Consider the following 26,836-nt stretch of genomic DNA (forward strand, 5'->3'; position numbering starts at 1 on the left):
TGCCATCAGCCGGGTTCTGGTCCCTCGCGTCGCTGGCGTCGGGGAGCGCGTTTCCGTGCATCGTGTCGCACCGCACAGATCCTCAACGCCGGCGACGGCTTCCTCATCCCGCCGGGGGTGCCCCACAACGCCACCGACCTCGGGCCCGACCCCGGACGGATGCTCTTCACCTGCATCGTGGAAACCGGCGAACCCGTCTCCACCCTCGAGACGTGACCGCGTTCGACGGGCTCGTCACGCATTTATGCACCAGGACGGTCCCCGATGTTCTCGCACGGTTACGTAGCGAGCTCTTACGACGCGACATCCGCCTGTTCTCCGTCGTCGACCACGGGCAGGCGGTGTGGGATGCCGGGTGGCAGCTGCACGAAGAAGTGGTCGCGATCTTCGGGAAACCGGATGGTCGGGACGAGTTGTGGGTTCCGAATCAGTCGGACACAACGTCCTCGATCGCCAGTTGCTGAAGCTGAAGATCCTGTGCGGCAGCGCTGCTTGCCCAAATCTGAACGGCGCGACCATCGTCGATGGCGGCGACCGCGACACCCGGCACTCCCCAATTGACGATCAGCAGCTCACGTCCCTTGCCATCGCCCTGACTGAACACAGCACCAACGGAGGGAATCGTCAGTGCCGGCACACCGCCGTCCAAGGGTGGAGGGCCTACGGCGAACGCCAGAGTGTCCTCTGCGAAGGTGAGCGACGTTCCTGCGAGGTCGCATCCCGGTTCACCCATTGCGGAGAGTTCACTGATGGGGACTTGAGCTACCGGACAGGTCGGAAGATCCTCAAAGCCGGGCGGAATCGACACTCCACGAGCTTGTCCCTGACAACCAGCGAGACAAAGTGTCGTGGTAGCGGCCACGATCATCAGTGGCCTCACGCTGGCCGACATCACAATCTGACGATATCCATCGCCCGCAGGAAAGTCACCCGCATCGGGATCGGCCACCGGAAAGGCATCTGCGCGCAAAAGGCAATCGGCCAAGAACAACGCGAGCACGATCAATCGTGCGTAGAACCGCCCGAATCCACGCTGGTGTGCGGCGACCGACGTCGATTCGTCCACGCTACTTTGCGGATTCCTACACGCAACCGGCCGACTGAAGTTGACGCGCTTCCCGTGTGGGTTGTCGGGAAGAAGGGGGACATGTGCACCAGCGCGGTTCCGCTATTTTGCGGCAGCGGCTATGGGATGGGGGACCGGGGTGTCGACCTGGGCCAGGAATGCGTTGCGTTCAGATCGGGGCCCAGATCACCAGGCGACGTGAAGCGGCTAGGCGTCCGAAACGTCCATTCGGGCATCGCGTGGACAAGTCTCCCGCGAAATGGACAACTAAGAAAAAGATCTACAGCGGCGCTCTAAACCCCGACCGCCATGTCCATGAAGCGCGAGAAGTGGCCCTGGAACGCGACCGTGACCGTGTCGGTCGGACCGTTGCGGTGCTTCGCCACGATGAGGTCGGCCTCGCCGGCGCGGGGGTTCTCCTTCTCGTACGCGGCCTCACGGTGCAGCAGGATCACCATGTCGGCGTCCTGCTCGAGCGATCCGGACTCACGCAGGTCGGAGAGCGCGGGCTTCTTGTCGGCGCGCTGTTCGGGACCACGGTTCAGCTGCGAGAGCGCGATCACCGGCACCTGAAGCTCCTTCGCGAGCAGCTTGAGCGCGCGCGAGAACTCGCTCACCTCCTGCTGGCGGGACTCGACGCGCTTGCCGCTGGTCATGAGCTGCAGGTAGTCGATGATCACCATCTTGAGACCGGCGCGCTGCTTGAGCCGGCGGCACTTCGCGCGGATCTCGACGAGCGTCATGTTCGGGCTGTCGTCGATGTAGAGGGGCGCGTCGTTGATGCGGCCGCGGGTCGCGGCGATGGTCGTCCAGTCCCGTGAGTCCAGCGTGCCCTTTCGCATGGCTTGGAGCGGCACAGCGGCCTCCGCGCTCATGAGACGCATGGCGATCTCGCTGCGCCCCATCTCGAGTGAGAAAAAGATCGAGGGGACGTTGTTCTTGATGGATGCCGCACGGGCGAAGTCGAGCGCCAGCGTGGATTTACCCAGCGCCGGGCGGGCCGCGATGATGATCAGCTGCCCGGGGTGCAGGCCGTTCGTCAGCTGGTCGAGACCCGCGAAGCCGGTGGGCACACCGGTCATCATCCCGTCGCGGCCCCGGGCTGCCTCGATCTCCTCCACCGCCGCGTCGACGGCGATGGTGAGGGGCACGAAGTCCTCGGTGTCCTGCGTGCCGGTGACGCCGTAGATCTCGGCCTGCGCGTTGTTCACCAGGTCGAGCGCCTCGCCCTGGCCCGAGTACCCCATCTGCACGATTCGCGTGCCGGCCTCGACGAGGCGGCGCAGCAGCGCACGCTCGGCGACGATGGACGCGTAGTAGCCGGCGTTGGCGGCCGTCGGCACAATCGAGGTCAGCGAGTGCAGGTAGTCCGGACCGCCGGCCCGCGACAGCTCGCCCGTCTTGATCAGTTCGTCGGTGACAGCGACGACGTCGGTCGGCTCGCCGTGGGAGTACAGAGAGAGGATCGCCTCGAAGATGAGCTCGTGCTTGGGAACGTAGAAATCGGGTCCGCGAAGCGACTCGATGACGTCGGCGACGGCATCCTTGGAGAGCATCATCCCGCCGAGTGCGCTCTGCTCCGCGAGCAGGTCATGAGGGGGCGTGCGTTCGCTCGGCCGGGGCCCACCGAGGCGGTCCTCCGAGATGTCGGCGATCGACACGTGCACTCCCTTCTTCACTTCTGCGGTGTTGCGTTTCGGCTTCGGCACGCTGGAGCATCGCCTCGGCACACGTGTGGCCGACGCCCATTGTGGGGCGAACCGGGCCCGTGCCGACCACCGCCGGCACACGCTTGAGCACAACACGGATCACCGACATCCGTCTTCGATGACGCATCTCGGTCGGTTCTGCTCGGGCCCACCCCACGCTAGGAGCGGGTTCATTCCGCTGCAACACGTCCTGTGGATAACTCTGTGGAAAGTCTGCGCGAAACGCCGGGGAGCCTGTGTACAACGGCTGTGGAGAACTCTTATGGCCAGGATGATCCTGGGGACGTAATGGGTCCCTGACCTGGGGTTGTCTTTCCCACAGTCTGTGCACTGAGATGTGGTTGAAGTGGGCGTTGAAGGTTGCAGCCGACGCATGTGGGTTGTGTACAAACTGCACGGTCAACGCGGCGACCGCGAGGGGCGCACCGGACTGCGTCGACCTGCGGGGGAGAGAGTTCCGACACCGGACGGCGCCTGCGCGGCCTCCCGGCTGCGCGCCGACACCGAAGAGGGTGCCGGGGGACTTGCGTCCTCCGGCACCCTCGGGCGTGCGTCGCGTCGCTACTTGGCGGCGACGACCTGCAGCGTGATCACGGCGGTCAGGTCGTCGCGCAGACGAACCGTGGCCTCGTGCTCGCCGACCGACTTGATGGACGACGTGATGTGGATCTTGCGCTTGTCGAGTTCACCCAGACCGGCGGCCTTGACCGCGTCGGCGATCTGAGCCGTCTTGACCGAACCGAAGAGTCGTCCCTCGGAGCCGGCCTTGATGGCGAGGCGGACCTTGGTGCTCTCGAGCGCGTTCTTGAGCGACACGGCGTCTTCGTGGTCGTGGATCGCACGGGCGTCACGGGCCGCGCGAATGGACGCGACCTGCTTCTCGCCACCGCGGCTCCAGGCCACGGCGAAGCCCTGGGGAATGAGGTAGTTGCGGGCGAACCCGTCCTTGACCTCGACAACGTCTCCGGCGCTGCCGAGCCCGGCGACCTCGTTCGTGAGAATCAGTTTCGACATATCGGGCTCCTCTACCTGCCGGCGCCGGCGTAGGGCAGGAGTGCCATTTCGCGCGCGTTCTTGATCGCGGTCGCGATCAGACGCTGCTCCTGCACCGAGACACCGGTGATACGACGGGCACGGATCTTGCCGCGCTCCGAGACGAACTTGCGAAGGGTGGCGACATCCTTGTAATCGATGACGCCGACGCGGGTCGGCTTCGCCGGGGCTGCGTTCTTCGCGCCCTTCCGCGGCTTGCGGCGGTCGCCGCTTGACTTTCCAGCCATGTTGTCTTCCTTAGTAAGAGAGTTGTTGAATGCTGCGCTGAAGCGCACAGCCAGCGATACGGCCCCGACCCTTCGACAGGCTCATGGACCGTTCCCTGTTAGAACGGGGTGTCGTCGCCGTAGGCGCCGGGGGCGGCCCACGAGTCGCCGCCACCGGCAGCAGCCGGTGCAGCAGCCTGCGAACCGGGGGTGGCCCACGGCTCGTCGGCGACCTGGCCACGGCTCTGTCCGCCGCCCGCCGCACGCGTCACCTGAGCGGTGGCGTAGCGGAGCGAGGGGCCGATCTCGTCGACCTCGAGCTCGATGGTGGTGCGCTTCTCGCCCTCGCGCGTCTCGTAGGAGCGCTGCTTGAGGCGACCGGTCGCGATCACGCGCGAGCCCTTGGTGAGCGAACCCGCCACGTGCTCGGCGAATTCGCGCCACACCGAGGCGCGGAGGAACAGCGCTTCGCCGTCCTTCCACTCGCTCGTTGCTCGGTCGAAGTTGCGCGGAGTCGACGCGATGGTGAAGTTCGCGACGGGCAGCCCGTTCTGCGTGTACCGCAGCTCGGGGTCGGCCGTGAGGTTTCCCACAACGGTGATGACGGTTTCGCCGGCCATGCGGTTAGGCGTCCTGCTTCACCGGCTTGGCGGGGCGAGCAGCCTTGCGGGCCGCCTTCTCCGCCGAGCGCTCGGCTTCGGCCGCGACCATCGCGAAGGCCTCTTCGGCGCGCAGCACCTTGGTGCGCATGACGGCCTCGCTGAGCTTCAGCTGACGGTCGAGCTCCTGGGTGGCCTCGCTCGTGGCGGTGAAGTTCACGACGGCGTAGATGCCCTCGGTCTTCTTCTGGATCTCGTAAGCAAGACGGCGCTTGCCCCAGATGTCGACCTTGTCGATCGTGCCACCATCATTCGTGATGACCTTCAAGAACTTGTCGAGGCTCGGGGCTACCGTGCGCTCGTCGATCTCGGGGGTCAGAATGACCATGAGTTCGTACTGGTGCGTCACTTACCCACCTCCTTCGGACTAGAACGGCGTTCGGGCATTTCCCGAACGCAGGAGGGTGTGTGCACGTGTCGCGGGCTTCTGCAGACATGGCTGCTGCCGGACAACCTCCACAGTCTACCCGACACTTCGTCTCGCTTCGCTCGCTCAGTGCAGGCGCGCCCATCTGCCCCGATCGGCCGCCCGCCGGCCGGGGGTAGCGTGAAGCGCATGGAGTGGACCGCGGACGTCTCTGCCGGCGATTGGCTGCGTGAGAGGCTGGATGCCGACTGGTCGAGCAGCTCGATGCACCAGGTCGTTCCCCGCGGCTTTCCGGCGTACGCACGCATCTTCCATCGAGCGACCAGGGACCGACCGGCTGACCGGCCGTGGCCGCCGCTTCCCTACGCCGCGCACGCCCGCGAGTGGCGGTCGTTCCAGGCCGCTGACCCGCCGATCGATGTCGAGCGGGTGTCGTGGGCGGAGACCGCGCGGGCCTTCGACACGGTCATGCATCCGCTCGCGCAGTGGCACCGCCTGGTCGGTCACGACCCGGCGGATCCGCTCAGCGAGGACGGGCCGCGGGATCGCAGAGGGTGGCGCTACGGAGATCCACCCGCGGGTGATCTGGATGCCGAGACCCTGAGGGTCGTCGCCGGGGTGCTCGCCCAGCACACCGGCACCCCCGCCGACGGGTGCGTCGGGGTTTGGAGCGGGTGGGGCGGGCTCGTGGGCTTCGTCGGAGCGGCGCCTGCGCGCACCCTGTTCCAGCTGAGCGATCAGGATGCCGGTGGCGATGCGGTCGGGGCTGCATCGCTCGCACAGCACAACGACATGCTGGGCCACAGCACGCGCGACCCGTTCAACAAGGTCTTCCGACAGCCGAGTTGGCAGCCGGGCATCCTCCCGGACGAGATCTCGAAGGGGCCGCGGCTCGAGCTGCCCGCACGTGAGCACCTCCTCTTCCGCGGAGGCGTCGCCGAGCTCGCCGAACCCGACTGGACGCAGCGGTCGCCATGGCGCGACCGCGAGCTGGAGAAGCACGGCTTCCCACCCGGTGCCCAGTCGCCGTCGGTCGTGTGGCCAGCGGACCGGGCGTGGGTGCTCGTCAGCGAGGTGGACTACGACTCCACGATCGTGGCCGGCGACGCCGCGCTCGTCCGGGCGCTGGTGGACGACCCGCGCCTCGAGGCGGCGGCCGTCCCGGCCGGCGCCGACCTCTCGTGGGACGGCGATGAGGTGAACGGATGAGCCAGGCGGCGGCATCCGGTCTCACGTTCGACGCCAGGCCACTCGTCGAGCCCATCGACCGGCGCGCCGCGCGCGACTACGCCAAGCGCCTGCGGCAGTCAGGTGCCGTCTCCTCTTTCTACGGGACGGGTACCGGCATCGCCGCGCTGGTCTTCGGCGTGGTGATCGTGGTGGTCTTCGGCTCGGTGTTCCTCACCTTCATCTCCTCGATCATCAACCTCGCGGGCTCATCGACCGGCGGCGGTGTCGGAATCGTCACCCTGGTGCCGTTCCTCGTGATCGCAGCGGTTCTGGTGTTCCTCATCACCCTCGCGGTTCGTGGATCGCTCGGCAGCCAGGAGCGGTGGTATCGCCTGAATCGCTTCGCCGAGGCGAACGGGATGCAGTACGTCCCGAATCTGGCCGGGCCGAGGCTGCCCGGAATGATCTTCGGGGTCGGGAGCGCCCGCGCGGCCAGCGACCTCCTTCGGGGCGAGGAGCCACGGTTCGTCGAGTTCGGCAACTACCGCTACACGACGGGCTCGGGAAAGAACCGGACCACGCACACCTGGGGGTATGTGGCCATCAAGCTCGACGTGCCGCTGCCGAACATCGTGCTCGACGCCGTCGGCAACAACGGTCTCTTCGGCGCGTCGAATCTCACGGCCGCGTTCGACCGCGATCAGCGACTCAGCCTGGAAGGCGACTTCGACACCTACTTCTCCCTGTACTGTCCGGAGGGCTACGAGCGGGACGCGCTCTATCTCTTCACGCCCGACATCATGGCGCGCTTCGTCGACAGCGCCGCAGCGCTTGACGTCGAGATCGTGGATGACTGGCTCTTCCTCTACGCTGAGCGGGATCTTTCCACCCTCGACCCGGCGATGTGGGCGTGGCTCTTCTCCTGCGTGCAGGCGCTGCTGGCGAAATTCGACCAGTGGGCGCGCTGGCGCGACGAACGCCTCGAGCCGACGGCTCAGGCGTTCGCTCCCGGGTCGGGACCGCTGTCGGTGGCAACGGATGCCGCGGCATCCACCCCACCGATGATGCTGCGCCCCCCGCCCGGCGTGGCAGAGCCCGGCCGCCGCCTCAAACGGACGGTGCCCTGGTGGTCCTACGTGATCGCGGGCATCTTCGTGGCGTTCTGGCTTCTCATGCAGGTGCTCCCCGACCTGCTGCCCTGATGACGCGGCGCCGAGGACCAGGTGGGACCGTCACCGGCGAAGCGCGTCGTCCACCTTCTCGGTCAGCGACCGGAACCGCTCGTTCTGCGCCAGGTCGTCGAGGAGGACGGCGGTGCCGGCTGAGTCGGCGAGCGGCACCCGCCAGTTCGGATACTCGTTCTCCGTGCCCGGCTGGTTCTGCACCCGCCGCTCCCCGACGGCATCCACGAGCGCGACTCCGAGCAGCTGGGACGGCGATGCGACAAGGTGCAGGTGCAATGCCTCGACGATCTGCTGCTCCGTGGCGTCGGCCCCGAGAAGGCCGCGTTCACGCAGCGTCGACAGCATGGCATCCCGCTCGGCGACCGCCTCGGCACGCGCCTGCTCGACCGGCTCGACCAGCAGGCCCAGCCGCGCGCGAAGGTCGACGTGCTCGCCCGCCAGGTACCCGGCGGTGGGTGGGAGATCGTGGGTGTTCACCGTGGCGAGCACGGCCCGACGGTAGTGCTCCGGTGGCTTGAACCCGTCGTTCTCGTACTCGAACCACAGCACGGAGGTGCCCAGTATGCCCCGCAGCGAGAGGTAGTCGCGGACCCAGGGCTCCACGTTGCCGAGGTCTTCGCCGATCAGCACAGCACCGGCGCGGTGCGCCTCGAGAGCGAGCACGCCGATCATGGCCTCGTGGTCGTAGCGCACGTAGGTGCCCGCCGACGCACCGAGGCCGGCGGGTATCCACCACAGCCGGAACAATCCGATCACGTGGTCGATGCGAAGTGCTCCGGCGTTGCGAAGCAGCGTGCGGATCATGTCCCGCAGGGGCGCGTAGCCGCTCTCCGCGAGAGCGTGCGGCAGCCATGGGGGCTGATTCCAGTTCTGGCCCTGCTCGTTGTACATGTCCGGCGGAGCGCCCACAGTGATGCCCGCCGCGTACATGTCGCGCAATGACCAGGCATCCGAACCTCGGGTGTGCACACCCACCGCAAGGTCGTGCATGATCCCGATGCGCATGCCGGAGGCCTTCGCGGCGGCCTGCGCGGCGGCGAGCTGCTCATCGACGATCCACTGCAGCCAGGAGTGGAATCGCACGCGCCCGGCCAGCCGCGCACGAAGCTGCTCCACGAGCGGCGACGCGATGTCCCACGCCTCGGCCGGGCGCTCCCCGGCGGAGCCGAGTGTGGCGTCGAAGTGGTCCTCGAGGGCGCACCACAGCGCGAAGTCGAGCAAGGGCTGCCCCTCGCGCGCCACGTATGCCTCGAGCAGAGCCTGTCGTGCCGGCGATCGCGGCACGGCGAAGATCAGCTCCAGGGCCGCCCGTTTGGCCGCCCAGGACGCGTCCCGGTCGATGCGCTCGGCATTCGTGTCGGACGCGGCCACCGGCTCGCGAAGCGCGTCGAGCGTCGCGCGGTCAGACGGAGCGAGGTACGCCGCCTCGCGGATGTCCTCCGGGCGCACATAGAGCGGCGCCAGGAACCGCCGCGTCGCCGGGAGGTAGGGGGACGGTTCGATCGGCGAGGTGACGTCGGCGGCGTGCACGGGGTTGACGAGAAGGAAGTCCGCCCCCCGCCCTCCGGCGATCGAGGCCAGGTCACCGAGGTCCGCGAAGTCGCCGACACCCCACGAGCTCCGCGAGCGCACCGAGTACAGCTGCGCCATCAGCCCCCACGACCGCCCGTCGCGCTCGGCGCGCGACGGCGGTGGGGACAGCGTCTCCGGGGTGACCACGAGCACGGCTTCCGCTGCGCGATCCGGCTCTCCCGCTCCGTGCAGGCTCTGGGTCGCGTGAACGGTATGCCAGCCGAGGGGCAGATCGTCCGGAAGGGGCACGTCCAGCCGCCACACGGTGCCGTCGTGAAGGGTGCGGGGTGTGGCATCCTGTTCCGGAATCGGGATGTCGCGCACCGAACCGTCTTCAAGCGTGACGGTCAGCGCGACGTCGTGACCATCCGCGACATGCACCTGGAATCGGCCCGACCCCTGGCGCACCACGACCGACGGCGGCAGCAGCCGGCGCCACGGTCGGTCCTGGACATCCGCGAGCGCGGCGGCGGCATCCTGATCGGACTGCACGTCGACGCCCATCGCAGCGACGATCGTCGTCAGCGTCGCCGCCGGGACGTGCACCCGGTCACCGAAGAAGGACCAGTACTCGGTGGCGATCCCGTACGCCTCAGCGAGCGCGATGAGCGCGGCCGTCGGTGGTTCACCGGTGCCGATGTCGTTGCTCATGCGCGTCTCCCAGCGTGTTCGTACGATCCTGCCAGCCCTCGGCCCCTGAGGGGAGGGGTCTGGCACCCCGATCGCGCCCGCGCTTCGAGTCCGCGCAAGCCGGGGCCACTCAGCCCTGAGCGGCCCACCACTCGAGCAGGCGGCGCTGCGCCTCGTCCGGCCCGAGCACACCCTCGTCGAGCCGGAGGTCGAGCAGGAACCGGTACGCGCGGCCCACCTCGGGGCCCGGTCGGATGCCGAGCACCTGCTGGATGCGGTTGCCGTCGAGCTCCGGGCGCATCGCACCGAGTTCCTCCTGCTCGCGCAGCTCGGCGATCCGGGACTCGATGTCGTCGTACGCGCCGGCCAGCACCGCGGCCTTGCGCCGGTTGCGTGTCGTGACGTCGGCGCGGGTCAGGATGTGCAGACGGTCGAGCTGATCGCCGGCGTCGCGCACGTACCGTCGGACGGCCGAGTCGGTCCACGCGCCCTCGGAGTACCCGAAGAACCTCAGGTGCAGCTCGATCAGCCGGGCGACGGCATCCATCGTGTCGGAATCGAAGCGAAGCGCCTGCAGGCGCTTCCGCGCCATGCGAGAGCCCACGACGTCGTGGTGATGGAAGGTCACGGCACCACCGGGCTCCAGCTTGCGGGTGCGCGGCTTGCCGATGTCGTGCAGCAGCGCCGCGACGCGGAGCGCGACATCCGGCGGGGTGTCCGGGAACCGCTTCTTCTCGTGAGCGATCGCCTGGGTCAGCACGGTGAGCGAGTGCTCGTAGACATCCTTGTGATGGTGATGCTCGTCGACCTCGAGGCGGAGGGCCGAGACCTCCGGGAGGAACTCGTCCATCAGCCCCGTGTCGACGAGCAGACGGATGCCGGGCACCGGGTCATCCGTCTGCAGCAGGCGCACGAGCTCGCCGTTGATGCGCTCGGGGCTGACGATCCCCAACGTCTCGCGCAGCTCGATCATCGCCGAGACCGTGTCTTCGTCGACCTCGAACCCGAGTTGCGACCGGAACCGTGCCGCGCGCAGCATCCGAAGGGGATCGTCCCCGAAGCTCACCCGCGGATCCCCGGGAGTGCGCAGCACGCCCGCCACGAGATCCTCGACCCCGCCCGCCGGGTCGACGAGCTGCACCGCAGGTACACGCAGCGCCATGGCGTTCACGGTGAAGTCGCGTCGAGCCAGGTCGGGGTCGAGCGTCCCGCCGAACTCGACGGTGGGCTTGCGGGTGACGCCGTCGTACGAGTCGGCGCGGTACGTCGTGATCTCCACCTGCTCGCCGCCCACCTTGGCGCCGATCGTGCCGAACGCACGGCCGATGTCCCACCGCGCGGTGCTGATCGGAGTCACGACGCGCAGGATCTCGTCGGGCGTCGCATCGGTGGTGAAGTCGAGGTCATTCGTGGTGCGTCCGAGCAGCGCATCGCGCACGGGACCGCCCACGATCGCCAGCTCGTGCCCCGCGTCGGCGAAGGCGCGGGCGAGGGTGGAGACCACCGGCGACGCGGCGAGCTCGCCGAGGCGCGCGACACCCTCGGCCATGTTCAGCATGCTTCGAGCCTATCGAGCGGGCTCACGCGAACCCGAGGAAGCCGGTGAAGACGAGGTCCCGCACACGCGGCAGCACGTCCGCCCGCAGCGCCGCCGGGTCGACCTCGAGCAGCTGCGCGACGGCGTCGACCAGCACCCCGAGCGGCAGCTCGCCATCGCACGCCCCGACGACGGCCGCGAGTGCCGAGTCCACCTCGAGCCTGCGGGCCAAACCGCCGCCCTGCCGCAGCTCGAGGACGCTCGGGCCCTCCTCGCCCGGCAGGTGATGGCGCGCTTCGGTGACATCCGGAGCGACGAGAAGACGGGATGACGCGAGCGCCTCACCGTCGAGCGTCACCAGTCGGTCGTGCGCGGCGAAGGCCCCCGAGACGAGTCCCGAGAGAGTGCCCGGGGCGGACCCGACCGCTTCGTAGCGGGCGAGTGTCGGTGCGTCGGCCGGGCGGCGGAGCAGCATCCACCCGAGGCCCACCCCCGTGACGCCTCGCCGGTCGAAGTCATCCAGCCACGCTCCCAGGAGGGTGTCGTAGGCCTCCGATCCTGGCCGCGTGCCGCCGTCGCGCACCCACACCTCCGCGTATCGGGCCGGGTCCAGCCGCTCGCGCTCCAGAACCCACGCATCCAGCGGCACCGGCGAGCCATCGACCCATCCCCGCACCCGGTCGAGTCCGGCAGCATCCTCCCTCGTCTCCCAATTGCCCAGCAGGGTGGCTACGCCTCCCGATGCGAGGTGCTCTCCCACCGAGCCCACGACCGCGGCCATCAGGTCGTCCCCATCGAGTCCGCCGTCCCTGTACTCGTATCTCGGCACGCCATCCGTGCGCGGCGTGATGACGAATGGCGGGTTCGCAGCGATCCGCTCGAAGACGTCGCCGGCGACGGGGTCGAACAGGCTCCCGAGGCGGGTCTCGATGCCCGACACGCCGTTCAGGGCCGCGTTGAGCGAGGTGAACCACAGCGCGCGGGCGGAGATGTCGGTCGCCACGACCCGCGCAGCGTGCCGGCTCAAGTGCAGGGCCTGGATGCCGCATCCGCAGCCCAGATCCAGCGCCGACGCGACGGGTTCCTCGCCGAGCAGCCCCGCGAGGGTGCGGCCGGCGCCGCCGACGCCGAGCACATGGTCGTCGCGGAGCGGTGAGACGCCGGCGAGCTCGTCGAGGTCGCTCGCGATCCACCACTCATCCTCGCCGTTCGCGTCGGTGAACCCGTACGGCCGGATCGCCGCCGTCGCACGCACGTCGTCGCCCACGCGTTGGAGGAGTCCGAGTTCGGTGGCCCCCTCGATGCCGACCTGCGAGAGCGCCACGGCTGCGGCCCGCGATTCGGACGCGTCGCCGACGAAGAACAGGGTGGCCAGCGTGGCAAGGGGGGAGTCCGGATGCCGCCCGAGCGCGCGACGGGCGGGCACGGCGTTCCCCCGGCTGAGCGCGTCGTCGGCGACATCGCCCCACAGCTCTCTGAGCGAGCGGGAGCCGTAGTCCGCGTCGGCCAGGTCGTGGGCGAGCGATGCGGCAAGGGCGCCGCGCTGAGCGGGAGACAGGTCGTGCACCCGTCCATTCAACCGCGCTCGGGCTCCAGGACCGGCGGCCGCTCACCCTCTTGACGTCCCCCGCCGCGCCGCACGGGAGTCTCCGAGGGTGCCACCCTAGAATCGAGGCTGATCGTGCGGTCGCAATCGCACATGAGCAGAACGCCAGCATGACCGTGACCCTCCCCTCTTCTGGCACGACCGCGCGTCGGTGGCGCCGCACCCTCGCCGGCGCCGTCGCAGCGCTGGGCGTCGCGTTGACGACGGTCGTGGGAGCGCCTGCGATCGGAGTCGAGCCCCGTCCAGCCGTGGTCGTCCGCTCGGCGGAGGCGGTGGACCTCGTTCTCGCCCCCGTCGGTCAGGGCATCGTCGGCCCTGGGGAGCCTCTCAACGTCTCGATGACGATCATCAACGACACGACGCTCCCCTTGGCGCCGGCCGCGGTCGCGCTCTCCCTCGGGACCGTCCCGCTGGCCGACAGGTCGGAGCTGACCGCCTGGCTCGACGAGGGCGCGGCACTGGATCTGCAAGAGGTCGCCACCGGGCCGAGCGAAGCCGTGGCCGCGTCTTCGTCGAGCACGTTCGGACTCTCCGTGGCGGCGGACTCTCCGGCGCTGCTCGGCAGGGTTCCGGGCGTCTATGCCCTTCAAGCCATATACGTCGGCAATGCCGGCCCCATCGTCGCGAACAGCGCCATGATCGTGCCCGAGCCGAACGCTCCTGCCGCTCCGATCGGCGTGGTCGTTCCCATCACGGCGCCGCCGATCGAGACCGGACTGCTCACACCCGCCCAGCTCACGGAACTCACGGGCACCGGGGGCAGTCTTCGCGCTCAGCTCGATGCCGTCGACGGCACGCCTGCGATCCTCGCCGTCGACCCGGCGATCGCCGCCGCGATCAACGTGCTGGGCTCCTCCGCACCGCCGGAGGCGACCGAGTGGCTGCAACGCCTCGAAGCGCTGGCGAATCCGCGGTTCGCGCTGCAGTTCGGCGACGCCGACGTCTCGGCCCAACTCGCGTCGGGGCTGCCGCGCCCGATGGCCCCGGTGTCGCTGCGGTCCCTCCTCGATCCGGCGTTCTTCGTGCCTCCCGAGCCCACGACGGCACCGACGCCGGGCCCCACCCCCGACTCGGCGCCGACCGCCGCGCCCACGGAGCCGGTGCTGCCCGACCTCGAGACCCTTCTCGGCATCGGGGGCAGTCGCGGCAACGTGTTCTGGCCGCCGGCGGGCTCCGCCGGGCCGGGCATCGTCGACACGCTCGGGCATCTCGGCACCGACGCCGTCCCGTCGCTGACCCTCCTTCCCTCGTCGGGAACGGTCGAGGGCGCGGCCGGCGCCACCGTTCCCGCGCGCGGTGCAACACCCGACGGCGCCGCGGTGCTGGTCTACGACGCCGAGATCTCCGCCGCGCTGGGCCAGGCATCGACGATCGACGAGTCGGCGATGCGCGGCGCCGCCCTGACCCGCGCGACCGCGCTGCTGACCTTCGCCACCCAGGACGCCGCCGGCGCCCCGATACTCGTGACCCCCGACCGTGGGCAGGACCGCTCCCTGGTTGCGCTGGGTGTGACCATCGCGAGCGTCGGCAGGGTCCCCGGTGCCCAGCTCGTGCCCTTGGCGGCGCTCACCGAGGCGTCTTCATCGCCCGTCGCTGTGGCGGACGCCTCTCCCGAGCAGGCCAGGGTCGACGCAGCATCCGCTCTCACCGCCGAACAGGACCTCCTGACCGACTTCTCCAGCATCCTGGACGAGCCGGCCCTTCTCACGAGTCCCGAGCGCATCTCCATCCTGCAGCTCCTCGGGATCGGGTGGTCTCCCGAGCCCGAGCGGTGGGCGACCGCCTTCGCCACCCACCGTGAGCGGACGGCGGCCACCCTCGGGGCCGTCGGCATCCAGCCGCCCAGCACGATCCAGCTGCTCAGTCCCGAGGCACCGCTCCCGGTCTGGGTGCGAAACGATCTCCCGTACCCCGTCAACGTCGTGCTGTATGCCGAGCCCGATGACCCGCGTCTGGTCGTCACCCCGCAGACACAGGTGCTGGCCTCGGCCGCGGCCAACACGCGGGTGCAGGTGCCCGTCGAAGCCCGGGTGGGAAGCGGCGAGGTCGTGATCGAGCTGCGCCTGCTCAGCCCTACGGGCGTCTCCATCGGTGAGACCCAGTCCGCTGATGTGACCGTCCGAGCGGATTGGGAGGGCATCGGCCTCATCATCCTCGCCGCGCTCATCGTCGCCTTCCTCGGCCTGGGCGTCGTGCGCATGGTGCTTCGGCGACGTCGTACGAAAAGCGCGGATGAGTAGCCTCGGTCGCGCGAGCGCGGTCATCGGGGCCGGCACGATCGTCTCCCGCATCACCGGGCTGCTGCGCACGATCGTGCTCGTGAGTGCCATCGGGGCTGTCAACTCGCGGGCCGGCGACGCGTTCGCGGTCGCCAACCAGCTGCCCAACAACCTCTATGCGATCATCTCGACTGGCATCCTGACCGCGGTGATCGTTCCGCAGATCGTCAAGGTCAGTGCCGACCCCGACGGTGGTCGCGCGTTCATCTCCAAGCTCTTCACCCTGGGCACCGTGGTCCTGGTCGCCACAACAGCGCTCGCGATGGCGGTCGCGCCGATTCTCGTGCAGCTCTACGCGAACCGCTTCGAGCCCGACCAGCTGGCCCTCGCCACCGCGTTCGCCTACTGGTGCCTGCCGCAGATCTTCTTCTACGGTCTCTACGCGCTCGTCGGGGAGACGCTCAACGCCCGGCGGGTCTTCGGTCCGTTCACGTGGGCGCCGATCGTCAACAACGTCGTCTCCATCGCCGGGTTCCTGCTGTTCATCGTCGTCTTCGGCTCGGATCTAGTGGCGGTCTCGGAGTGGACGCCCGACGCGATCGCGTGGCTCGCCGGCACGGCCACTCTCGGCATCGTGGTGCAGGCCGGGGTGCTGCTGCTCTTCTGGCGGCGCACCGGCATCCGGGTGCGCCCCGACTTCCGCTGGCGTGGGGTGGGGCTCAACCACATCGGCCGACTCGCGGGCTGGACCTTCCTCATGGTTCTCGCCGGCCAGCTCGCCGGTCTCGTGCAGACCCTGATCGTCGGAGAGGCATCCGGGTCCGGCGCGTCGGTCTTCGCCATGCAGAACGCGTGGCTGATCTTCATGCTTCCGTACTCGATCATCGTGCTGTCGATCGGTACCCCCTATTTCACGCAGCTCAGCGAGCATGCGGTGGCCGGTCGCGACGACGAGGTGCGGAGCGACATCGGGCGCAGCATCCGCATTCTCGGCCTCTTCATCGTGCTCGCCACGGCGGCGCTCGGGGTGGCGGCGATCCCGGCATCCCGCATCTTCACCAACTCGAGCGAGCATGCCGTCGCCGCCGCCGTCGTGCTCCTGTGCTACCTCGTCGGGTTGATCCCGCTTGCGGTGCTCTTCGTCGTGCAGCGCACGTTCTATGCGTACGGCGACACCAGAACGCCGTTCTTCTTCACCCTCTTCCAGTGCGTCGTGGTGGTGCTCACGGCGCTCCTCGCGTCGGCCCTCGTCGCCGGCGACATCCTGCCGCTGGAGTATCTCGCCGCTGCGGTCGCGCTCGGTCAGTCCCTTGCGAGCGTGCTGCAGGTGATCGTCGCCTCGTGGCTGCTGCACCGCCGCCTGGGTGACCTGGGCATGCGCCGCACGCTGCTCACCCTCGGCCGGTTCACGCTCGCCGCCATCCCCGCCGGCGCCGTCGGATGGCTGACGTTCCAGCTTCTCGGCGGTGTCGACGGCTGGACTGTCGCCGACAAGCTGACCGGCGCGATCGGAACGATGCTGATCGGTGGCGCCTGCTCGCTGGTATATGTCGCCGTGCTCGCCCTCCTGCGCGCGCCCGAACTGACGACCGCCACCGACCTCGCGCGGCGTCTGTTGAAGCGCGGATGACGGTGTCGAAGCGCGGATGACGGTTCCCTGAGAAGGCGGCAGTCCTGCGCGCGGCGCGGAATGCCCCGCGGCTACCATGTGTTGAGACACGTGGACGAAGCAAGAGCGAGTGTCCGTCAGTCTTTTCAGGGGGTTTTCGTGCGTCAGGTCATCATCGTCGGTTCCGGTCCCGCGGCTCTCACGGCGGCGATCTACGCCGCCAGGGCCAACCTCGAGCCGCTCGTCGTCGCGAGCTCCGTGGAGGTCGGCGGAGAGCTGATGAACACCACGGATGTCGAGAACTTCCCCGGCTTCCCCGAGGGCATCCAGGGCCCCGAGCTCATGCAGAAGATGCAGGAGCAGGCCGAGCGCTTCGGCGCCGAGATCCTCTACGACGACGTCGTGGAGCTCGATCTGGCCGGCCCGGTCAAGCACGTCAAGCTGGGCAGCGGCGCGGAGCACGAAGCGTCGACGGTCATCTACGCGACCGGATCCGCCTACCGCAAGCTGGGCCTCTCAGGCGAGGAGCGGCTGTCCGGCCGCGGCGTGTCGTGGTGTGCGACGTGCGACGGCTTCTTCTTCCGCGACCGCGTCATCGCCGTCGTCGGCGGCGGCGACTCGGCGATGGAGGAGGCGACCTTCCTCACCCGGTTCGCCTCGAAGGTGTACGTCATCCACCGCAAGGACTCGCTCCGCGCCTCCAAGATCATGCAGGAGCGGGCCTTCGCGAACGAGAAGATCGAGTTCATCTGGAACACCGAGGTCGTCGACATCCTCGGCGACGACGCGGTGAACGGGGTGCTGCTCGCCTCCACGGTCGACCGCTCCACCCGCGAGCTCGCGCTCGACGGCCTCTTCGTGGCGATCGGCAACGATCCGCGCACCCACCTGGTGCACGATTCGCTGCGGCTCACCCCGGAAGGCACCATCTGGGTGGACGGCCGCTCCTCCCGCACATCCCTGCCCGGTGTCTTCGCCGCCGGCGACGTCATCGACCCGACGTACCGCCAGGCCGTCACCGCCGCGGGCAGCGGGACGGTGGCCGCGCTCGACGCCGAGCACTTCCTGGCGGCGCTGGAGCAGGCGGGCGGAAACGCTCAGGCCGCCGAGGACATCGAGGTCGCGACGGAGACGCCCGATCGCGAGACCGACGAAGCAGAGACCAGCATTCCCGTCGCCTGAGACCTCGCTGGGTGGCGGAACAATCCGCGCCTCAGGAGCGTTTCGACAGGTGACAGACTTACTGAAGGAGAACAAGATGACCGCCAAGTCGACCACGTCCGCCACGTTCGAGCAGGATGTCCTGCAGGCCGATGGGCCCGTGCTCGTGGACTTCTGGGCCGCCTGGTGCGGACCGTGTCGCATGGTGTCGCCGGTGCTCGATGAGATCCAGGCGGAGAACCCCGACAAGATCACCGTGCTGAAGCTGAACGTCGATGAGAACCCCGACCTCGCGATGAAGTATCAGATCACGTCGATCCCCGCCATGAAGGTCTTCAAGGGGGGTCAGGTCGAGACGACGATCATCGGCGCCAAGCCGAAGTTCGCGCTCGAGAAGGACCTCGCCGCCTACCTCGCCTAGGACGATCGGCCGCGCCCCGCGCTCGCCGTGTCAGCCCCGGTCATCTTCACGATGGCCGGGGCTTCTTTCTGTCCGGATCGGCTCCGACGTCCGCGCACCGGCGGCCGCGTCATCCTCGTTTCCGGAATTTCTGGCCAGAATGTCGATATCGTCCCCTCTCGTTCGACGTCAGGGATGAGGGGGTTCACCGGGACTCCAAGAAGGAGAGCGAAATGCGTTACATGCTGATCATGCAGGTCGAGCCGGAGGCCGCTGCCCGCGCCGCCGAGACGCTCGACATGGAGCAGATCGTCGCCGCGATGGGGGCGTACAACGAGGAGCTCCAGAAGGCGGGTGTATACCTCTCGGCCGAGGGGCTGACGGATGCCGGCGAGGGCTTCCGCGTCGACTTCTCGTCCACACCGCCCGTGGTCACCGACGGGCCTTTCGCCGAGGCACGCGAGGTCTTCACCGGCTTCTGGATCCTCGAGGTCTCCAGCCGGGAAGAGGTGGAGATGTGGGCGAAGAAGTGCCCGCTCGGCCCCGGCGTCTCACTCGAGGTGCGGCGCGTGCAGGAGATCTCCGAAATCGGCCTCGACCCCGACAACGAGTGGCTCAGCAAGGAGCAGGAATGGCGGGCCAGCCAGGTGTGATGGCAGGGCTCGCGTGTGGGCGGATGCCGTCAGGAGGCGTCGCCGACACCCACGACCGCGTCCCAGCGGCGGTGGGTGTTGGCATCGCCCAACAGGCGCCACACGGCGCGGGTGAGGGGCGGGTACTCGAGGGCGATCTGCCGCAGAACCCGGTAATGACGCGCGGGCGAGGGTCGCTGGCCGCCGTTGGACTCGATGTTCTCGGCCCGCAGCATGAACACGACGAGCTCGTCGACCGATGGCAGGTCCTCCATGAAATCCCAGGGGTCTTCCCCCGAGCGGAGTCGTTCGTGCACCAGCGCCGCAAGCTCATCGGAGGCCTCGGCGCGCAGCACTTCGAGACTCGCGCGGCGGCGCAGGGCATCGTGTGGCTGGACCATCCTCCAAGCCTACGACGACCTTTTGAGGGTCGGCGTCGAGCACCTCGGCATGCCGCCGTACGCTGAGGTGATGGATGCTCGCACGGCGGTCGACACGCATGCGCGCCGCGCGGTGGAGGCGGTGTGGCGTGCGGAATCGGCGCGTATCGTGTCGGCCCTCACCCGCCATACGGGCGACTTCGCCTGGGCCGAGGATCTCGCCCAGGAGGCGCTCGTCGAGGCGCTCGCGCGATGGCCGCAGGCGGGCATCCCCGATACACCCGGGGCGTGGCTGCTCTCCGTGGCCAAACGTCGCGCGATCGACGGGTGGCGGCGACGCGAGCGCCTGCAGGCCCGCGAGGCGATGATGGCCCACGACCTGCGCGAGGAGGAGGCACGGCACCCGGTCGAGGCGGACGGCGACCCGGACCGCATCGACGACGACGTGCTGCGACTCGTCTTCGTGGCCTGCCACCCCGTGCTGCCTGCGCAGGCGCGACTCGCCCTGACGCTGCGAACCGTCGCGGGCCTCACCACCGAGGAGATCGCCCGGGTGCTGCTGACCACCGTGCCCACGGTGCAGCAGCGCATCGTGCGCGCCAAACGGAGCCTCGCGGAGGCGGGCGTGCCCTTCGAGGTTCCCGACAGATCGGAGCGCCCCGCGCGTCTCGCCAGCGTGCTGCAGGTGCTCTACCTGCTTTTCACCGAGGGATACGCGTCCGCGGCGGGCGACGCGGCCATCCGGCCCGATGTGGCGCGCGAGGCGGTGCGGCTTGGTCGCGTGCTCGCCGCGCTGATGCCGACCGAGCCCGAGATCTTCTCGCTCATCGCCCTGATGGAGTTCCAGTCCTCGCGATTCGCCACCCGCATCGGCGCCGACGGGCTGCCCGTGCCGCTCGCGGAGCAGCACCGCGGCTCGTGGGATCGCTCGGCCATCGGCCGCGGCAGGGCGGCGCTCGCGCACGCGGAGTCGTTCGGCCTAGGACTCGGCTACTACGGCCTGCAGGCCGCGGTCGCGGAGTGCCATGCTGTCGCCCCGACGTTCGACGACACGGACTGGGCGCTCATCGTTCGCCTCTACGACGCCCTCGAAGGGCTGGCGCCGTCCCCCGTCGTCCGACTCAACCGCGCGGTGGCCGTCTCGATGGCGGCCGGACCGGACCAGGCGATGCTCATCGTCGAGGATCTCGTCGCCGATGGGTCGTTGGATGACTTCCGGCCGCTGCATGCGGTACTCGCTGAACTGCTCGAGCGGCTGGGCGAGCCGGATGCCGCGGCCACGGCGTTCCGCCATGCCGCCGACCTGCCGGGGAACGAGGCCGAGGGGCGCGCGCTGCGCGCCCGGGCCGATGCTCTCGATTGATCGTGAGCGGTGCGGGCTTACGCCTGACCGTACCCGGTCTCACCGATCTCCGTGAGGATGCGGTTGAGATCCTGAACCGTTGCGAAATCTATTATGACCTGGCCTTTTCTTGCTCCGAGTGAGACGCGTACCTTCGTGTTCAGACGGTCGCCCAGCCGATCCGCGACCTCGTCGAGGTGCGCTCGGCGGGCCCCGGCCTGAGGCTTGAACGACGGCCGTTGTGCGGCATCCCCCAACTTGGCCGCCGCTTCCGCGGCCCGTACCGAGAGGTCCTCGTTGACGATCTTGTCGGCGAGGCGCTGCATGGCCTCGGGAGTTTCGAGCGAGAGGATGGCGCGGGCGTGGCCGGCGGTCAGCACCCCGGCCGCGACGCGCTGCTGCACGGGTAGGGGCAGCTTCAGCAGACGAATGGTGTTGCTGATCTGCGGACGGGAACGACCGATGCGGCTGGCGAGCTCCTCCTGGGTGATGCCGAAGTCCTCGAGCAGCTGCTGATAGGCCGAGGCCTCCTCGAGCGGGTTCAGCTCGGAGCGGTGCAGGTTCTCCAGCAGCGCATCGCGCAGCAGGTGCTCATCCGCGGTGTCCCTGACGACCGCGGGGATGGTCAGCAGGCCCGCCTCGCGGGCGGCGCGGGTTCGGCGCTCCCCCATGATCAGCTCGTACGTGCCGGATTCGTCGTCGCGCGCCCGCACCACGACGGGCTGCAGCACTCCGAACTCGCGCACACTGTGCACGAGCTCGGCCAGATCGTCCTGATCGAAGTGCGTACGCGGCTGCCGCGGATTGGGCACGATGTCGTGCGGGTCGAGCAGCATGAGATGCGCGCCGGGAACCTCGACCAGCTCCTCCGTCGCGACGGAAGCACCGGGGAAGAACACGTCGACCGGGCGCGACTCGCCCTCGGCCGTGGGGATCAGCGCGCCGATTCCTCGGCCCAATCCGGTTCGCTTCGCCATTAAGGTGCTCCTTCTTGCGACGCCGCTGCGCCGCGTCGAGCGATCTCGACGGCGGCCTCGCGGTATGCGACGGCCCCCGCCGACTGCCCATCGTAGGTGATGACGGTCTGGCCGAAACTCGGTGCCTCGGAGACGCGTACGGATCTGGGGATAACTGTGTGGAGAACTTCCTGAGGGAAGTGCGTGCGCACCTCTTCGGCGACCTGTTGAGCCAGTCGGGTGCGCCCGTCGTACATCGTGAGCAGAATCGTGGACATCCGCAGCCGCGGATTCAGGTGCTTCTGGATCATCCGCACGCTGCCGAGCAGCTGGCTGAGGCCTTCGAGCGCGTAATACTCGCACTGGATGGGAATCAGCACCTCGTGCGCGGCCGTGAAGGCGTTGATGGTGAGCAGCCCGAGCGACGGCGGGCAGTCGATGAGCACGAAGTCCAGCTCAGGCGTGGCCGCGAGATACTCCTCGAGCGCGGTCTTGAGACGGTGTTCGCGGGCGACCTGCGACACGAGTTCGATCTCCGCGCCGGCGAGATGGATCGTGCTCGGGGCGCAGGAGAGGTTCGGGGACTCAGGGCTCGGCTGAATGATCTCGGCGAGCGGGAACTCGTCGATGAGGACGTCGTAGACGCTCGGGATGTCGGCCGTATGTGGCACACCCAGGGCCGTGGAGGCGTTTCCTTGAGGGTCCAGGTCGATCACGAGCACGCGCGCCCCCACGCTGGCGAGGGCGGATGCCAGATTGACGGTCGTGGTGGTCTTGCCGACACCGCCCTTTTGGTTCGAGACGGTGAGAACCCGCGTCTTTCCGCCGAATTCGACGGTGGCCGCCTCGAGGGCGCGCCGCCGCGCTGACAGATCGGCCAGTTCGCGAGCGAGAGGGGTGTCATCCTCGAAGGATGTCGGAGCACCCACTTCCTCGGACTGTTTCACGTGAAACACTCTCCCTTTCGCGTGCCGAGCGTGCTGCCTCTCCACTCTAGCCGCGCCCCGCGGCGCCTCCTTCCACGGCGCCCCGCAACCCCCGTTTTCGTCCCCCGCCGCGACGTTTCACGTGAAACATCGACCGGCGACGTAATTCACCCGGTCCCTGAGCGAGCGCAGCGAGACGAACGGCGCCGATCCGACCGATCGGTCGTCCATGCCGACTCCAACGCCGACGTGATCCGGTCCCTGGGCGAGTGCAGCGAGACGAGGGACGCCGATCCGTGCCGGCCCGTCCGGGGCTGCCCTGCCTAAGCGCCGTCGGCGCAGGCCCCGCCCCAAGTCCTTGGTCCGTACCGAGTGAGGCGAGACGAAGCGGCACGCCCGGCACTGACAGTCCAAAGCAGATCCGCGGCGCCGACGCCTGCTTGCTGGATCAAGGCGCCGAGGCACCTGGCCCTCACCGTCTCGGCGTTGTCGCGACACGCCCGATCGGCGGCCGATTGTGGCCGTAGGTTGGCCGTGCGGCGCCGAGCACGGATCGCCCCAGCGACCAGTCGCGCGAGTCTGGACGTCCGCGTGTTGGACGAAGCCGTCAACTCCGTTCTTAGCAAGCCGATCAAGACCGAGGACCTCGGCCTTGAGACCTCAGCGATGTGGACACGTTTGCGGGTACGAGGAAGATGGCCTCTGCGCTGTTTCACGTGAAACGGCTAATTCCGTCGGTGTGGCAAGCTCGCGGGGTGCACTTCGATGTGCAGGGCGATGATGTCCTGTGAGACGCACCAATCGACCGGAGGCGAGCACACTACGGCCGGGTATCGTGACGAAGACGGGCCCCGTAGGCGGGACCGATCGCCTGACGAGGTTTCACGTGAAACATGAGTCACTCGAGACGGGTGTCGCCTGCTCGGTCTGAGCCACTCTGCCCCCGGTACTCACATTGCATCCGGCCTGCTGGCTACTTCTTGCGCTCGACTTCCCCTGGCCGAGTCCATAACCGCCGGTCGGATGGGCGTTTCACGTGAAACATTCGTCGTCGGAGAGGAGTGCGACTGCTGCACAAGCTCACGCAACGGTTGCGCATTCATAAAGTGGTTAGCACGGCGCCTCCCACTGGCGTGCGGCGCTTACCCCGCCTGGGCGCCGGCAGGCTTGGGCAGCGCCCCCGCGAATGTGCCGAGCAATGACCTTGATTTGTAGCCGTCGAGCACGACCAATGAACCCGCTACCTGTCACGCCCGGCGTTCACCGTGAACAGACAGCCGCGGGTTCCCCAGCCAAACCTTGTTTCACGTGAAACGTCACCGCAGGGCGCTATACGCAACGCACCGATCTTTCCTCCCGCTCGCCGCAGGTCACGGCTGCAGATCGCTGCGTGCATGGGAGCTCGGGCCCACGACACCGAAGGCGCCGGTATCAACCTCATTCACCATGAGCCTGGCGAAGGCGCTGCACCGCGGAGGCTCTTCCGAGTGAGGGGTCAGCGATGACCGCTTCGGCTGGACTGCGGTCTCGACGAGACCTAAGGGGCATCGCATCTACTACACGCTTCGTTTCGCTTCGCTGGTCAGCGACCGGCGGTTGTTACGCCCGCTCGCTGACCGCCGGATGGGTACACTCGCTCAGCGACCGGGAGTTGGTACGCCGGCTCGGCGACCGCGGGATGGTCCGCTGGCTTAGCGACCGGGAGTTGGTACGCCCACTGAGCGCCCGCGGGATGGGTACGCTCGCTGAAGGGACCGGCGGTGGCAGTTTCACCCCCTGAGCGGCCGTTTCACGTGAACATCGGCAGAGTGTCCGCGGCTTGCGAGTTCACCGCGTTGTGTACGTTGCGGCAGCCCTCCAAGACATCGCCACACGCACGAAGATGCGTTTACGTTGTGAAAGAAGAGGCAGCACACCCCATGGCTTCGGTCTTCGGCGGGATGGGGCGCTTCGTCTCACTTCGCTCGCTCAGCGACCGGGCCTCTCGGGACCCACCAGGAACTGAGCCAAGCCTCGGAGGGGCGTCAAACGACAAGCCGGCAATTGCGGTCTACCCCACGTACGCAAGGGCTGCCTCAGCGCGAAATGGCTCCGCAGACGGCGACCCGGCGCCCTGCGTTTCACGTGAAACATCCACGCGTCGTCAAGGAACAGCCGGGCTACGCCCGCACCGTCGCACGGACGACGCGAGTCGGCTCCTCGAGCACGCCTTCGCCGAGCAGCTCGACGCGGGTGTTCGTCAGCTTGAACTTGCGGATCTGCTTCTCCGCTGCGCCGATCTCACCGGGCGCGCCGGCGCCCTTCAGGAGAATGAGCTCGCCGCCATCGCGGACGAGGGGAGCGGTGAGGGGAATGAGCGTTCGGAGCGCGCTCACCGCGCGGGCCGTCACCGCATCCAGCACCGGCCCTTCCTTCCAGTCCTCCGCACGGCCGCGCACGACCTCGACGTTGTCGAGCTCCAGGGACTCGACCTGCTCGCGCAGCCACGCCACTCTTCGCTCCATCGGCTCTATGAGCACCCAGCGCACGTCCGGTCGGGCGATCGCCAGCACGAGCCCGGGCAGACCAGCCCCGGACCCCACGTCGCCGACGCGTCCCGAGAACAGAGGCGCAGCGATTGCACTGTTGAGCACGTGCCGGCTCCACAGGCGCGGAAGCTCGAGGGGGCCGATCAGGCCGCGCTCTTCGCCGTGCTCGGCGAGCGCCTCGGTGAACCGGCGCGCCGCGTCGACGCGACCGCCGAAGATCGTCGCCGCGGCGGCGGGTTCCTGCTCGAGTTCGCTCACCGTGTCGTGTGAAACGGTTCAGCCGCGACTGATGACCGTGTGGCGGTCAGCGCCTTCGCCGTACGACTCGGAAACGAAGCCGCGGTCGGCCACGATATCGTGCACCAGCTTGCGCTCGTAGCTCGACATCGCCGGGAGCGAGGCCTGGGTGGCTCCCTCTTCGATGCGCGCCACTGCGCGTGAGACGAGGTCCTCGAGTTCCTGCTGACGCGCGTCGCGCGAGCCGCCCACATCCAGGATGACCCGGGAGAACCGCCCGGTCTTGCTCTGCACCGCGAGCCTCGTCAGCTCCTGCAGCGCCTGGACGGTGTCCGGGTCGGAGATGAGGCGCAGGGCGTCGTCATCCGCCTCGACCGAGACGTACGCGCGCCCTTGGCGCACATCCATCTCCAGGTCACCGTCGATGTCGGCGATGTCGAGAAGACCTTCGAGGTAGTCGGCGGCGATGTCGCCTTCCTCTTCGAGCTGGGCGACCGTCGCACTGACGCGATCGGACCCCGCTGCGGGGCCGTCGTTCACGATCTCGGGCGTGGAGTTCATGCGAGTTCCTTCTTGGGGGAGTGACAGATCAGGAGCCGGTGCCTTGGGCGGCCGCACCGCCGCCGGCATCCTTCGCGGGAGGCTTCACGGCTCCGGGCGCCGCGGGCTTCGCGCCCTGCTTCTTGGCGCGCTGCTTGCCGACGGGCTGCTGGCGCTTCGGCGTAGCGGCACGTGCACGCTCGGCCTCCTCGAACAGCCGCTGCTGCTCGGCCTGGTACTTCTCCATCGGGATGACCTTGCCGGTCGCGTCGAGGGCTTTGCCCTTGCGAGCGAGCCGCTCCTCGCGCATCTTGGCCGCGTCGGATCCGGGAGTCGGCATGTTGCGGATGACGAGGAACTGCTGACCCATCGTCCACAGGTTGCTCGTGAACCAGTAGATGACGACGCCCAGCGGGAAGAAGACACCCGAGAAGATGAAGGCCAGCGGCAGGATGTAGAGCATGATCTTCTGCATCTGGTAGGCCTGGCCGGTCTTCGCCTCGGGGGAGAGGTTCTTCGAGATGATCTGCAGCTGGGTGAAGAACTGAGAGAGGATCATCAGCACGACGAGCGTGAGCAGGATGCCGACGGTGACCTGCCACCCGGTGTCCTGGGCCTCCCACGCACCGACGAGGGTGTCGTGCAGCGAGGCCACGCCGAAGAGCTTGGCGTTGTAGAACTCCTCGGTGAGCGCCGGTGTCATGGGTCCCACGCCACCGATGCCTGCGGCGGCATGCTTCGTCACGTCGTTCAGAACGCTGAACAGGGCGAAGAAGATGGGCATCTGCACCAGGAGTGGCAGGCATCCCGAGACCGGGCTCGTGCCGTGCTTCTTATACAGGGCCATCGTCTCGCGGCTCATGGCCTCACGAGAGAGCTGATCCTTCTTGCCTTTGTATTTCTCCTGAACTTTTCGCAGTTCAGGGGCAATTTCCATCATCTTTCGCTGGCTCTTGATCTGCTTCACGAAGAGCGGAATGAGCGCGGAACGGACGACCAGCACCAGGCCGATGATCGCGAGCACCCAGGTGATGCCGGCCGCGGCCGGCAGGCCCATGGCGGTGAAGAGCCAGTGCCAGAAGACCAGCACGAGCTCGACGACCCACTTGAGGGGCCAGAGGATGATTCCGATCAGATCCGGCACGGA

General features: G+C 68.4%; 23 protein-coding genes and 1 pseudogene. 9 read left to right on the forward strand and 15 right to left on the reverse strand.

The window, feature by feature from the left end; genetic code table 11:
• Positions 1–212: 212 nt before the first annotated feature.
• The gene (locus ACPW96_RS13705; protein WP_425883752.1) at positions 213–464 is read left to right on the forward strand and encodes a hypothetical protein; all 252 of its coding nucleotides are present in this window, start codon (positions 213–215) and stop codon (positions 462–464) included.
• Here the strand turns inward: ACPW96_RS13705 and ACPW96_RS13710 are convergent.
• From ACPW96_RS13710 to rpsF, 6 genes and pseudogenes are all read right to left on the reverse strand, one after another.
• Positions 428–1,066, reverse strand: a complete 639-nt coding sequence (locus tag ACPW96_RS13710) for a hypothetical protein (protein ID WP_425883754.1) — start codon at positions 1,064–1,066, stop codon at positions 428–430. The genes ACPW96_RS13705 and ACPW96_RS13710 overlap by 37 nt on opposite strands.
• A 293-nt stretch (positions 1,067–1,359) precedes the next feature.
• Complete coding sequence (gene dnaB / locus ACPW96_RS13715; protein ID WP_425883756.1) at positions 1,360–2,871, reverse strand: replicative DNA helicase; 1,512 nt, start codon at positions 2,869–2,871, stop codon at positions 1,360–1,362.
• 465 nt (positions 2,872–3,336) lie between these two features.
• Positions 3,337–3,789, reverse strand: coding sequence for a 50S ribosomal protein L9 (gene rplI, locus ACPW96_RS13720; RefSeq protein WP_425822282.1), 453 nt, complete (start codon positions 3,787–3,789; stop codon positions 3,337–3,339).
• Between the two features lie 11 nt (positions 3,790–3,800).
• Positions 3,801–4,055, reverse strand: a complete 255-nt coding sequence (gene rpsR, locus ACPW96_RS13725; protein WP_292815389.1) for a 30S ribosomal protein S18 — start codon at positions 4,053–4,055, stop codon at positions 3,801–3,803.
• A 98-nt stretch (positions 4,056–4,153) separates the two neighbouring features.
• Positions 4,154–4,654 (reverse strand): single-stranded DNA-binding protein, encoded by a 501-nt coding sequence (locus ACPW96_RS13730; RefSeq protein ID WP_425883758.1) that lies wholly within the window; start codon positions 4,652–4,654, stop codon positions 4,154–4,156.
• Between the two features lie 103 nt (positions 4,655–4,757).
• A pseudogene (gene rpsF, locus ACPW96_RS13735) lies at positions 4,758–5,021 on the reverse strand (30S ribosomal protein S6); the annotation flags it as partial.
• A gap of 228 nt (positions 5,022–5,249) precedes the next feature.
• Here rpsF and ACPW96_RS13740 point away from each other — a divergent pair.
• Both ACPW96_RS13740 and ACPW96_RS13745 read left to right on the forward strand, forming a co-directional pair.
• Complete coding sequence (locus ACPW96_RS13740) at positions 5,250–6,269, forward strand: hypothetical protein (protein ID WP_425883759.1); 1,020 nt, start codon at positions 5,250–5,252, stop codon at positions 6,267–6,269.
• The gene (locus tag ACPW96_RS13745; protein WP_425883761.1) at positions 6,266–7,432 is read left to right on the forward strand and encodes a hypothetical protein; all 1,167 of its coding nucleotides are present in this window, start codon (positions 6,266–6,268) and stop codon (positions 7,430–7,432) included. The genes ACPW96_RS13740 and ACPW96_RS13745 overlap by 4 nt, the downstream gene beginning before the upstream one ends.
• A gap of 30 nt (positions 7,433–7,462) precedes the next feature.
• Here ACPW96_RS13745 and malQ read toward each other — a convergent pair whose 3' ends face one another.
• The 3 genes from malQ to ACPW96_RS13760 all read right to left on the reverse strand — a co-directional run bounded on the left by malQ (position 7,463) and on the right by ACPW96_RS13760 (position 12,720).
• Complete coding sequence (gene malQ, locus ACPW96_RS13750; RefSeq protein ID WP_425883762.1) at positions 7,463–9,637, reverse strand: 4-alpha-glucanotransferase; 2,175 nt, start codon at positions 9,635–9,637, stop codon at positions 7,463–7,465.
• Positions 9,638–9,746: 109 nt separating this feature from the next.
• On the reverse strand, positions 9,747–11,174 hold the full coding sequence (locus ACPW96_RS13755) for a CCA tRNA nucleotidyltransferase (protein ID WP_425883764.1): 1,428 nt from the start codon (positions 11,172–11,174) through the stop codon (positions 9,747–9,749).
• Positions 11,175–11,196: 22 nt separating this feature from the next.
• A complete protein-coding gene (locus tag ACPW96_RS13760; protein ID WP_425883766.1) occupies positions 11,197–12,720 on the reverse strand; it encodes a DUF7059 domain-containing protein in 1,524 nt (507 codons plus the stop codon).
• Between the two features lie 149 nt (positions 12,721–12,869).
• On the opposite strand from ACPW96_RS13760, the gene ACPW96_RS13765 reads away from it, so the two are divergent.
• The 5 genes from ACPW96_RS13765 (at position 12,870) to ACPW96_RS13785 (ending at position 18,801) form a co-directional block, all read left to right on the forward strand.
• The gene (locus tag ACPW96_RS13765) at positions 12,870–14,999 is read left to right on the forward strand and encodes a DUF6049 family protein (protein ID WP_425883768.1); all 2,130 of its coding nucleotides are present in this window, start codon (positions 12,870–12,872) and stop codon (positions 14,997–14,999) included.
• Positions 14,992–16,608, forward strand: coding sequence for a murein biosynthesis integral membrane protein MurJ (murJ, locus tag ACPW96_RS13770; protein ID WP_425883769.1), 1,617 nt, complete (start codon positions 14,992–14,994; stop codon positions 16,606–16,608). The genes ACPW96_RS13765 and murJ overlap by 8 nt, the downstream gene beginning before the upstream one ends.
• Before the next feature lie 138 nt (positions 16,609–16,746).
• Positions 16,747–17,769 carry a thioredoxin-disulfide reductase gene (gene trxB, locus ACPW96_RS13775; RefSeq protein WP_425822261.1) on the forward strand — a complete coding sequence of 341 codons (1,023 nt, stop codon included), beginning with the start codon at positions 16,747–16,749 and terminating at the stop codon, positions 17,767–17,769.
• Positions 17,770–17,845: 76 nt separating this feature from the next.
• Positions 17,846–18,169, forward strand: a complete 324-nt coding sequence (gene trxA, locus ACPW96_RS13780) for a thioredoxin (RefSeq protein ID WP_425822259.1) — start codon at positions 17,846–17,848, stop codon at positions 18,167–18,169.
• A 212-nt stretch (positions 18,170–18,381) separates the two neighbouring features.
• The gene (locus tag ACPW96_RS13785; RefSeq protein WP_425822257.1) at positions 18,382–18,801 is read left to right on the forward strand and encodes a YciI family protein; all 420 of its coding nucleotides are present in this window, start codon (positions 18,382–18,384) and stop codon (positions 18,799–18,801) included.
• A 29-nt stretch (positions 18,802–18,830) separates the two neighbouring features.
• Here the strand turns inward: ACPW96_RS13785 and ACPW96_RS13790 are convergent, their stop codons facing one another.
• Complete coding sequence (locus ACPW96_RS13790; RefSeq protein ID WP_425822255.1) at positions 18,831–19,181, reverse strand: tryptophan synthase subunit alpha; 351 nt, start codon at positions 19,179–19,181, stop codon at positions 18,831–18,833.
• A gap of 70 nt (positions 19,182–19,251) precedes the next feature.
• Here ACPW96_RS13790 and ACPW96_RS13795 point away from each other — a divergent pair, with 70 nt between their 5' ends.
• A complete protein-coding gene (locus tag ACPW96_RS13795; protein ID WP_425883771.1) occupies positions 19,252–20,523 on the forward strand; it encodes an RNA polymerase sigma factor in 1,272 nt (423 codons plus the stop codon).
• A gap of 17 nt (positions 20,524–20,540) precedes the next feature.
• On the opposite strand, the gene ACPW96_RS13800 is transcribed toward ACPW96_RS13795, so the two are convergent.
• The 5 genes from ACPW96_RS13800 to yidC all read right to left on the reverse strand — a co-directional run bounded on the left by ACPW96_RS13800 (position 20,541) and on the right by yidC (position 26,833).
• Positions 20,541–21,479 carry a ParB/RepB/Spo0J family partition protein gene (locus ACPW96_RS13800; RefSeq protein WP_425883773.1) on the reverse strand — a complete coding sequence of 313 codons (939 nt, stop codon included), beginning with the start codon at positions 21,477–21,479 and terminating at the stop codon, positions 20,541–20,543.
• The gene (locus ACPW96_RS13805; RefSeq protein ID WP_425822249.1) at positions 21,479–22,405 is read right to left on the reverse strand and encodes a ParA family protein; all 927 of its coding nucleotides are present in this window, start codon (positions 22,403–22,405) and stop codon (positions 21,479–21,481) included. The genes ACPW96_RS13800 and ACPW96_RS13805 overlap by 1 nt, the downstream gene beginning before the upstream one ends.
• Positions 22,406–24,543: 2,138 nt before the next feature.
• Positions 24,544–25,170, reverse strand: a complete 627-nt coding sequence (gene rsmG, locus ACPW96_RS13810) for a 16S rRNA (guanine(527)-N(7))-methyltransferase RsmG (protein ID WP_425883775.1) — start codon at positions 25,168–25,170, stop codon at positions 24,544–24,546.
• A gap of 18 nt (positions 25,171–25,188) precedes the next feature.
• Complete coding sequence (locus tag ACPW96_RS13815) at positions 25,189–25,710, reverse strand: protein jag (RefSeq protein ID WP_425883777.1); 522 nt, start codon at positions 25,708–25,710, stop codon at positions 25,189–25,191.
• Positions 25,711–25,738: 28 nt separating this feature from the next.
• The gene (gene yidC, locus ACPW96_RS13820; RefSeq protein ID WP_425822243.1) at positions 25,739–26,833 is read right to left on the reverse strand and encodes a membrane protein insertase YidC; all 1,095 of its coding nucleotides are present in this window, start codon (positions 26,831–26,833) and stop codon (positions 25,739–25,741) included.
• Between the last annotated feature and the right edge of the window lie 3 nt (positions 26,834–26,836).

The organism is Micromonospora sp. DT81.3 (assembly GCF_049847225.1).
Classification (GTDB): domain Bacteria; phylum Actinomycetota; class Actinomycetes; order Actinomycetales; family Microbacteriaceae; genus Microbacterium.